The sequence below is a fragment of the Aetokthonos hydrillicola CCALA 1050 genome (assembly GCF_017591665.1).
GTDB classification, from domain to species: Bacteria; Cyanobacteriota; Cyanobacteriia; order Cyanobacteriales; family Nostocaceae; genus Aetokthonos; species Aetokthonos hydrillicola.
In genome coordinates this window covers 1-8960 of sequence record NZ_JAAKGC010000157.1, presented here as the reverse complement: position 1 = coordinate 8960, position 8960 = coordinate 1, and the positions used below count along the sequence as shown (strand labels likewise).

The 8960-nt window shown below is 42.6% G+C and carries 6 protein-coding genes and 1 tRNA gene; 3 read left to right on the top strand and 4 right to left on the bottom strand.

Going from position 1 to position 8960, the window contains the following annotated elements:
• Together cobN and G4P69_RS33960 are read left to right on the top strand one after the other, a co-directional pair.
• The coding region (gene cobN / locus G4P69_RS33965; protein WP_208354288.1) for a cobaltochelatase subunit CobN at window positions 1-2641 on the top strand (2641 nt) is incomplete at its 5' end.
• A gap of 12 nt (window positions 2642-2653) precedes the next feature.
• Window positions 2654-3790 carry a peptidoglycan-binding domain-containing protein gene (locus G4P69_RS33960; RefSeq protein WP_208338906.1) on the top strand — a complete coding sequence of 379 codons (1137 nt, stop codon included), beginning with the start codon at window positions 2654-2656 and terminating at the stop codon, window positions 3788-3790.
• A 121-nt stretch (window positions 3791-3911) separates the two neighbouring features.
• On the opposite strand, the gene G4P69_RS33955 is transcribed toward G4P69_RS33960, so the two are convergent.
• From G4P69_RS33955 to lipA, 4 genes are all read right to left on the bottom strand, one after another.
• Window positions 3912-4370 carry a Fur family transcriptional regulator gene (locus G4P69_RS33955; protein WP_208338907.1) on the bottom strand — a complete coding sequence of 153 codons (459 nt, stop codon included), beginning with the start codon at window positions 4368-4370 and terminating at the stop codon, window positions 3912-3914.
• 178 nt (window positions 4371-4548) lie between these two features.
• On the bottom strand, window positions 4549-5796 hold the full coding sequence (gene sigC / locus G4P69_RS33950) for an RNA polymerase sigma factor SigC (RefSeq protein ID WP_208338908.1): 1248 nt from the start codon (window positions 5794-5796) through the stop codon (window positions 4549-4551).
• 809 nt (window positions 5797-6605) lie between these two features.
• Complete coding sequence (locus G4P69_RS33945; RefSeq protein ID WP_208338932.1) at window positions 6606-7541, bottom strand: NAD(P)H-dependent glycerol-3-phosphate dehydrogenase; 936 nt, start codon at window positions 7539-7541, stop codon at window positions 6606-6608.
• 25 nt (window positions 7542-7566) lie between these two features.
• The gene (gene lipA / locus G4P69_RS33940; protein ID WP_208338909.1) at window positions 7567-8445 is read right to left on the bottom strand and encodes a lipoyl synthase; all 879 of its coding nucleotides are present in this window, start codon (window positions 8443-8445) and stop codon (window positions 7567-7569) included.
• 139 nt (window positions 8446-8584) lie between these two features.
• Between lipA and G4P69_RS33935 the strand changes: the two genes are divergently transcribed.
• Window positions 8585-8658, top strand: a tRNA-Pro gene (locus G4P69_RS33935).
• The last annotated feature ends 302 nt before the right edge of the window (window positions 8659-8960 follow it).

Sequence of the window (8960 nt, the reverse complement as noted above, 5' to 3'; positions counted from 1 at the left end):
ACCTGCTACAGGAAATGAATTGATTGAACGCTTGACTTCTGGGGTAACAAATGATTTGGAAGGTAGAGAGTTACGTCCGGTATGGCAGAGTGTTTCTATAAAAGAGTATCAAGAGTATTTTGCTTCTTTACCGGAAAAAGTACAGCAGGGTATTAGTGAGCGTTGGGGTAACTTAGCAATAGATGAAAACGTATCTCCTACAATCTCTATTCCTGGTATTCAGTTAGGTAATGTTTTCGTAGGAATTCAGCCAGCGCGAGGTTATGACGTTGATCCCAGCTTAAATTATCACGCACCAGATTTAGAGCCTACCCATACTTATTTAGCTTTTTATTACTGGGTAAGGAAACATTTTGATGCTGACGCTGTGGTTCATGTGGGGAAACATGGAAATTTAGAATGGCTTCCTGGTAAAAGTGTTGCTCTATCTAGTGATTGTTATCCAGAAGTGGCTTTGGGCTCACTTCCCCACTTATATCCTTTTATTGTTAATGATCCTGGCGAAGGTTCACAAGCAAAGCGCCGTGCTCAAGCAGTGATTGTGGATCATTTAACGCCACCGTTAACTCGTGCGGAACTTTACGGTTCTTTGCAAGAGTTGGAGAATTTAATTGATGAGTACTATGAGGCTGAAAGTTTAGATCCTGTACGATTACCAGTTATTTGTGAGCGTATTGGCGAATTGGTGACGCAAGAAAATCTTCACTTAGATTTGGGATTAGAAATTGCACCACCAGAGCTTTTAAGTCAAAATCCCCAATTACGTAAGTCTCAGGGAAGGGAGACACTTGTGCATAGGGGTCGCTCAAGTATACAAAATTTTCTTAACTGTGCTGATGGCTATCTTTGTGAATTAAAAGAATCTCAAATTCGCGATGGCTTGCATATTTTTGGACAGTGTCCACAAGAGCGACAGTTACGGGATTTAATTGTGGCGATCGCACGTCATCCTCATCGCAATTTACCAGGGCTCACCCGCGCTTTAGCTCAAGATTTTGGTTTAGATTTCGATCCTCTTACAGATGATTTTAGCAGTGAGTTATCTGAAAAATCTCGTCAGATTTTAGCTGATAAAACTCAAAACTCTACCTGTCGCAGCGTCGGCGATGCTGTTGAAGTATTGGAACAATACGCTGCTATTCTCGTCGAACAAGTTATCAACAATTCAGTACCCGAGATTCAATATCCACAATCTCAATTAGTTCTCAATTGGATACGCTCAAACCTTCTCCCTGCTTTGCAAGAAACTCATTTAGAAATTACCCACTTGTTACACGGACTTGACGGTAAATATGTCTCTAGTGGTCCTGCTGGCGCACCTACTCGGGGACGTCCGGAAGTTCTGCCAACTGGTAAAAACTTTTTCTCCGTTGATATCCGTGCGCTTCCAACAGAAATTGCTTGGAGTGTTGGCAGAAAGGCGGCTGAAGCACTAATTGAGTTTTATAGCCAAAAAAATGGGGAGTATCCAAAGTCACTAGGTTTATCATTGTGGGGAACTGCCACAATGCGAACTGGGGGAGATGATATTGCTGAGGCGTTGGCTTTACTTGGTGTGCAACCAGTGTGGGATGGTGTGGCGCGGAGGGTGGTAGATTTTGAAATTTTGCCACTTTCTGTTTTAGGGCGTCCACGTGTTGATGTAACGTTGCGTATTTCTGGTTTCTTTCGAGATGCTTTTCCTAACTTGATTGATTTATTTGATCAAGCAGTAGCAGCAGTAGCAGCGTTGGATGAACCCCCAGAACAAAACCCTTTAGCAAAACAAGTTTCCGAAGAAACTGAGTATTGGAAAAAAATGGGTTTTAGTTTAGAAGAAGCAACCAGGCGATCGCGCTACCGCATTTTTGGTTCTAAACCAGGTGCTTATGGTGCTGGGCTCCAAGGCTTGATTGAATCACAAAACTGGACAGATGATCAGGATTTAGCTCGTGCTTACATTAACTGGAGTTGTTATGCGTATGGGGGAAGCCCCTCCGGGGAAGTCAAAAGTCAAAAGTCAAAATTCAAAAGTCAGGGAGATCTTGAGCAGGGGGGAGTTTCTTGCAATTCTCCGGTGTCAGCACCTGAGGCGTTTCAGCAGCGGTTGCAAAACATGCAGATTGTGTTGCACAACCAAGATAATCGGGAACATGATTTGCTAGATTCTGATGATTATTACCAATTTCAGGGTGGTTTAACGGCAGCAGTGCGTGCTGTACAGGGAAAAAATCCAGAAACTTATTTTGGTGATAATTCTATACTTGACAAACCAAGAGTTCGGCATGTAAAAGAAGAAATTGCACGGGTTTATCGGTCTCGTGTAGTTAATCCCAAATGGATTGCTGGCGTGATGCGCCACGGTTATAAAGGTGCATTTGAAATAGCGGCAACGGTGGATTATTTATTCGCTTACGATGCTACAGCCAAATGTGTGGAAGACCATATGTATCAGGGGATAGTACAAGCGTACCTATTTGATTCTAGTGTCTTGGAATTTATCCAAGATAATAACCCCTATGCTTTGCGTGATATTGCTGAGAGATTATTAGAAGCATACAAGCGCAATTTATGGCAAGATGTGAGTATACAAACACTGGAATATTTGCGAAACTTAGTTCATCAAGCTGAAGCCGTAATCGAAGAAAAAACAGTGGTGTAGGAAAAAAAAATTATGGATAATATTGCGTATTTACACGTAGCTTTTGACCACGAAGATTGCTCGCCCCAGGAGTTAGTTTCTCTAAGCTATTTGCTAAAGAATGCAGCAGCACCTGATTGGAAGCGCCTTTCTGGTGGTGCATGGAAGTATATGCTACCCATTGTCCTCTGCTTATCTGTACTGAGTTCTGTTGGTAGCGTTTTCGCCCTTGAAAGAGGTGATCAAGGACCCTCTGTCAAACATATACAGCAGAAATTGAAATCGATGGGCTATTACCAAGCTCCCATTACTCAAGTATATGACACTCCGACAGAAAATGCTGTTCGCCGTTTCCAAGATGCTGCTGGCTTAGATACTACTGGGATTGTTGGAGCAGCTACTTTGCAAAAGCTAGAAAACTGGCGTAATCTGTCTGAGGGTCAGGATCATTATTCTTCGAAAAGATTGGCTACTGTGAGTTATCAAACTCAGAAACCCAGCACTGAAGGTTCAACACCTAAGAATCAGCGCAATTCTAACGTGTTGAAGAAAGGTGATGAAGGTCCACAAGTCAGAGCCTTGCAAGAAAGATTGCGAGTAGCAGGCTATTATTATGGTAACTCTAACGGGATATTTGGACCAATTACTGAAGAGGCTGTTAAACAGTTCCAAGAGGCTTACAAGTTAAATGTTGATGGGATTGTGGGACCTGCAACGCAGCAAAAATTGCCACCTGTGATCGCTGGCAGTAATGGAGATCAGACTGCCAAACAGCGTACTGATGATGATAACCTTCGCTTGGGCGATCGCGGAGAAGCAGTGAGAGTTCTTCAGGCTCAGTTGATTAAAGCAAAATATTTGGAAGGAGAGCCAAACGGATACTATGGTCCTTACACTGCGGATGCTGTAAAGCGGTTTCAGGCGGCTAATTACTTGTCTGTAAGTGGTGTTGCAGGTCCTACTACCCGTGCTAAGTTATACAGCTTGGTTAATACAACTCCTAACAAAAGCGAGTTTGATGTTTTAGAAATACAAAGACGACTCAGGGATCAAGGGTTCTACAAAGGACCGCTCAACGGTGTTTTGGGAAATGATACTAAGAAAGCTATTAAACAAGCCCAAGAGTTTTATGGTATTAGCCTAAGCGACGTTAGAAGTGGACGCTACTAGTATCTGCTAATCATTCAGTTTCACATAGTTACTTACTTTTACACTAAGTTAGTAACTGCTCAAAAAGTTCTGTGAGTGATTGATGGTAGTATCTTTACTCTTCTCAATTTTTACCCAAGTGCTACATTGGCATTAATGCTCGTTGGCATTTGGGGCAAACAGCATGGATGGTAAGCTGACAGTCGAGGAGTTGATAACCTTCTTTTTGAGCAGTTTTCGCCCCAATTTTTAAGATAGAGTCGTTTTTAAACTCAATGGTTGTGTTGCACCTCACACATATTAAGTGATGGTGATGGTGGGGGTATGGCTGGTTGAGTTCATAATGTTTATGTCCCTCTCCCAATTCTAATTCTCGTAAAATGCCCATCCGCGCCATCAGCTTTAAAGTTCTGTAGATGGTGGAAAGGCTAATTCCTTCTCCGTGTTCTGCTTCTAATCTATGGTAGAGATCTTCCGCGCTTAAATGTTGTCCTTGGGGAAGCTGTTGAAAAATCTGTAGAATTGTCTTTCTTTGAGGAGTTAAACGCCATCCACGTTCATTTAATTCCGCCCTGAGTGAAGTTTCTGTGTAAACAGTCATGACTAATTTTTCTCAATAAAGGCTGCTAGTTGCGAATATAGCAAAAGTTTTGCTGGATTTGCAATAATTGTTCTCTATTGAGAATAAGTATTAATACCCCAAGGAGTAGTTAATTGTTGGGTGTTAGTTAGCCAGTAACCAACTAACCGAGTAACAACTAACCACTACCCTTTACGCCTCAAGTGAGTGACTCCAAATAGTCGCGGATAAGATTGCGTCGTTTTGGTTGACGTAGTTTTTGCAATGCTTTGGATTCAATTTGGCGTACTCTTTCTCGTGATAAGTCTAGAGCACGTCCAATCTCTGCTAAGGAGTAAGGATGACCATCTGACAAGCCGAACCGCATAAGAATGACATCACGTTCGCGGCTAGTTAGATCTGCCAAAAGGTTCTGCAAGTCTTTTTGTAAAGATTCTCGCATTAACATTTCTTCTGGCGTTACACCGTCGGTTTCGAGTAATTCTCCTAACTCAGTATCTTTATCTTTTCCAACCTTGGTTTCTAGGGAAACAGAACGAGGTACTCGTAATAAAACTTCTCGAACTTGTGCAGGGGTCATTTCTAGTTCAAGCGCTAAATCTTCAAGAGTCGGTGTGCGACCTTTTTCTTGGGCGATTTTGCGTTGAGCTTTTTTGATTTTGTTCAGTTTTTCAGTAATGTGGACTGGTAGGCGAATTGTGCGGGAAGAAGTCGCGATCGCCCGCGTGATCCCCTGACGAATCCACCAGTAAGCGTAGGTGCTAAAGCGATAACCCTTTGTGGGATCAAACTTTTCAACAGCTCTTTCTAAACCTAAAGTTCCTTCTTGAACTAAATCTAACAATTCCAAACCGCGATTTTGATATTTTTTAGCAACAGATACGACTAGGCGGAGATTAGCCTTGATCATATGTTCTTTTGCCTGCAGTCCATCGCTTTGAATCTGCTCGAGTTCTTCTACTTTCAACTTAGCAATTTCAGCCCAACGGCGCTTTCCCTGTGATAGTATTCGCTTAAGTTCTAACACCTCTACGCCAGCAGCACGAGCCCAACGTTCCATAGAAGGGCGATGTCCTAACTCAGATGTCAAACGCTCTTGAGTTTCAATAATTTGAAGATAGGGTGAAATGATTTCTTCTCCTTGCTTCGCCGCGTTTGCAAGAATGATCCGCATCCGCAGGTAGCGCTGAACTTTTTGCGATTCTGCAACTTCTTCATCTCGTCCTAACAAACGAACCCGACCAATTTCTTGAAGATACAAACGTACCAAGTCTGTGCTGCGTCGGTTAGGATTTGCAGCAAAACTAGCAGGATCGCTAGCAGCCATCTCTATTTCAAGATCATCAATTGGTAACTCACTTTCGTCTATTGTGAGATCCGCGTCGAAGACCTGGCGGGATGGTTTGGTACCGTAGTCGGCATCTGCGTAAAAAGATGTTGCTGGCATAAAGATCGTCTCAATGGCTCCAGGTAACAATAGAATACGGTCAAGCTAATCAACTGATGCTATTGTTCCCGTGATTTAGGATGAACTAACACGGTTATGGGTTCCAAATAGATTTTTTTTCAAAAAATCTACACTGGTTTTAGTTGACACAATATAACCCGTAATCGAGTAGCGGCTAAGCTTCCTCGACTGAACCAATAGCTATTAAAATGCACAGCTCGGCGTTTAGTCAGTTATCAGTTATCAGTTATCAGTTATCACCGCATCATAGGCCTTGATCACTGATAGCTGTTTACTGTTCACTGTATTTAACTGAATTCTTTTTCTTAATAACTCTTAACTAAGAAGAGTTTGTTTAGTATAAACATATATCAGAAACAATAATGGTAACAAAGCACTCAAAACAAATTTTTTGTTGTATTTCTTTCATTTATCTTGGTTTCCCTTTTTACCATAATCTAGTACTTAAGTATCTTTATATACATCCATATTTTCTTTAACTAGACTCAGAATGCCACTGGAATAAGGAAAGCCTCAACCAAAAGCTACTCAAAGGGTAGTTCAGATGTAACAGGGATCGTATGGTGACCCACAGTGCTCAAAATTCAAAATATATAAGCCCTAGGTAACCATACTCCTATCTACATGAGTACCTAAGTGATTTCCTGAAGATTTCCTAATTTTATTTTAAAGAGGGAGCAGCCCCCTTGGGGAAGTCAAAAGTCAAAAGTCAAAAGTCAAAAATCGGGGAGCAGGGGGAAAAAAGGCACTTTGCCCTATGCCCTATGCCCCATGCCCCCTACTCCCTATTAATGGTATTCTGGCTTCATGTCTCGGAGCATCAATTCTGAAAGCGCCTGTTCAGGTGTAATTTCACCTTGGAGTACGCGATAAACTTGCTCGGTGATGGGCATAGAGATATATTGCTGCTTGGCTCTTTGTACCAAAACTTGGGTTGTGTTGATACCCTCAGCAGTTCCTTCTAAGTTGGCAAGAATTTCTGTGAGTGTTTTACCAGAACCTAACTGGTAGCCTACTTGGTAATTGCGGCTCAAGGCGCTATTACAGGTTGCTAACAAGTCTCCCAAACCAGACAAACCGTAAAATGTTTCCATTTTTGCGCCCCACTGGACGCCGATGCGAACCATTTCTGTAAGTCCACGTGTGACTAACGCCGCTTTCGCATTGGTTCCTAGTTGTAAACCATCACATACACCAGCGGCGATCGCAATTACATTTTTCAGTGTTCCCCCTAGTTCAACCCCCAAGGGATCAGGATTGGTATAAACCCGGAACAAATGGGACGAGAATACAACTTGCACAAACTCCGCCGCACTTGGGATACTACTAGCAACTGCTGTTGCAGCTGGTAATGATTTTTGAATTTCTTTAGATAAATTAGGTCCCGACAAAACAACCACTGGGGAGTCGGGGAAAGTTATTTGCCAAACTTGCGAAGGTAAGCAGGTTGTTTGGGGGTCTAAACCTTTGGTTGCTGTTACAAAAATTGACTTAGGAGAAACAGGCAAAGATTTTACTTGCTCAGCAACACTGCTCACACCCTTCATTGAAATTGCTGAAAGAATAATATCAGCACCTTCTATCACCGATGCTAGGGTTTGGGAACCTTGGCGCGACCAGATGCGCACTTGATGACCATTCGTCTGTGCCAAATTTCCTAAAGCAGTTCCCCATGCACCAGCACCAAGAATAGCAACTAATTTTGGATTGGGGTTTGTCCCCATCTCCTGATCCTCTTGACTCACAAATTTAAAATTTACTGCGTGGATAACGTTCCATTAATTCTCTAACTTCTTCAGCATGATATGAGCTTCTTGTCAAGGGTGAAGCAACAATTTGTAAAAATCCTAATTGTTCACCGAACGCCTTCCAAGCCGCAAATTGTTCTGGGTGGATAAATTCATCTACTTTTAAATGTTTTTGACTGGGTTGGAGGTATTGCCCAATTGTTAAAATATCACAATCCACAGCCCGTAAATCCTGCATACTCTTGCGGATTTCTTCATCGGTTTCGCCAAGCCCCACCATGATACCAGATTTAGTGTAGATCCAAGGTGCAATATCACGGGAACGTTTTAACAATTCCAATGTCCGCTCATAGTTACCTTGAGGACGCACGCGGCGATACAAACGTGGAACTGTTTCTGTATTGTGGTTCAGAACTTCTGGCTGAGCTTTTAAAATTATTTCTAGTGCATTCCAGTTACCGCATAAGTCTGGAATTAGCACTTCAATAGTTGTTTGAGGAGATATGGCACGAATAGCTTCAATACAACGAACAAACTGTGATGCACCGCCATCTGGTAAATCGTCTCGGTTCACAGAGGTGATCACTACATGATTGAGTTTCATCCGGCGTACTGCTTCCGCTAGTCGTCCTGGTTCTGTAGGATCTAGGGGTTTGGGTTTTTTTTCAAAGTCAATATCGCAATAAGGACAAGCTCTTGTGCAAGCTGGTCCCATAATTAAGAAAGTGGCAGTACCAGCTTTGAAGCACTCACCAATATTTGGACAGGATGCTTCCTCACAAACTGTATTGAGGGATAAATCCCGTAAAATGTCTTTAACGTTACCAACGCGCTCCCACTGCGGCGCTTTTACCCGCAACCAGTCTGGTTTAACAGTCACAATCCGCTTTTACCACTTTAGATATACAAAGTTAATGGTAGCAAGCTTCTGGGTTGGTGGATGAATTCTGGAAAACGGTTTGGTTTTGTGGTGCGATCGGGCCTATATTATGGTATCCTTATTATTGGCGTTATTATTACGGGATGTAGCGCAGCTTGGTAGCGCACTTCGTTCGGGACGAAGGGGTCGCTGGTTCGAATCCAGTCATCCCGATTGGCAGTTGTAGAGTGAGAAATAATTTCTCAATAAGGTGATTTACAGGAATAAATATACCGCAGCCGTTGGTTTCGACTTCGCTCAACCAACTGAGGGATCGTGAGTTGAGCGAAGTCGAAACCTTGAGTTGAGCGAAGTCGAAACTCGCACTCCCCAGGTATTTTCTTTGTCCCAAACCACCTAAGAGCTTTTCAGTAGTTACAATCTACACAAGATTTCCGCTTATCGAGAGATCTTTGATGATCTGTCGGTGAAGAATTCGAATAGGGCTAGGGAATCGACGTTAAGACAACCGCAGG

Bases quoted from the DNA above. Each gene is read 5' to 3' on its own strand.
- G4P69_RS33955 (WP_208338907.1), bottom strand. From the start codon at position 4,370: ATGACTGTTTACACAGAAACTTCACTCAGGGCGGAATTAAATGAACGT.
- G4P69_RS33945 (WP_208338932.1), bottom strand. From the start codon at position 7,541: ATGGGGACAAACCCCAATCCAAAATTAGTTGCTATTCTTGGTGCTGGT.
- G4P69_RS33960 (WP_208338906.1), top strand. From the start codon at position 2,654: ATGGATAATATTGCGTATTTACACGTAGCTTTTGACCACGAAGATTGC.
- sigC (WP_208338908.1), bottom strand. From the start codon at position 5,796: ATGCCAGCAACATCTTTTTACGCAGATGCCGACTACGGTACCAAACCA.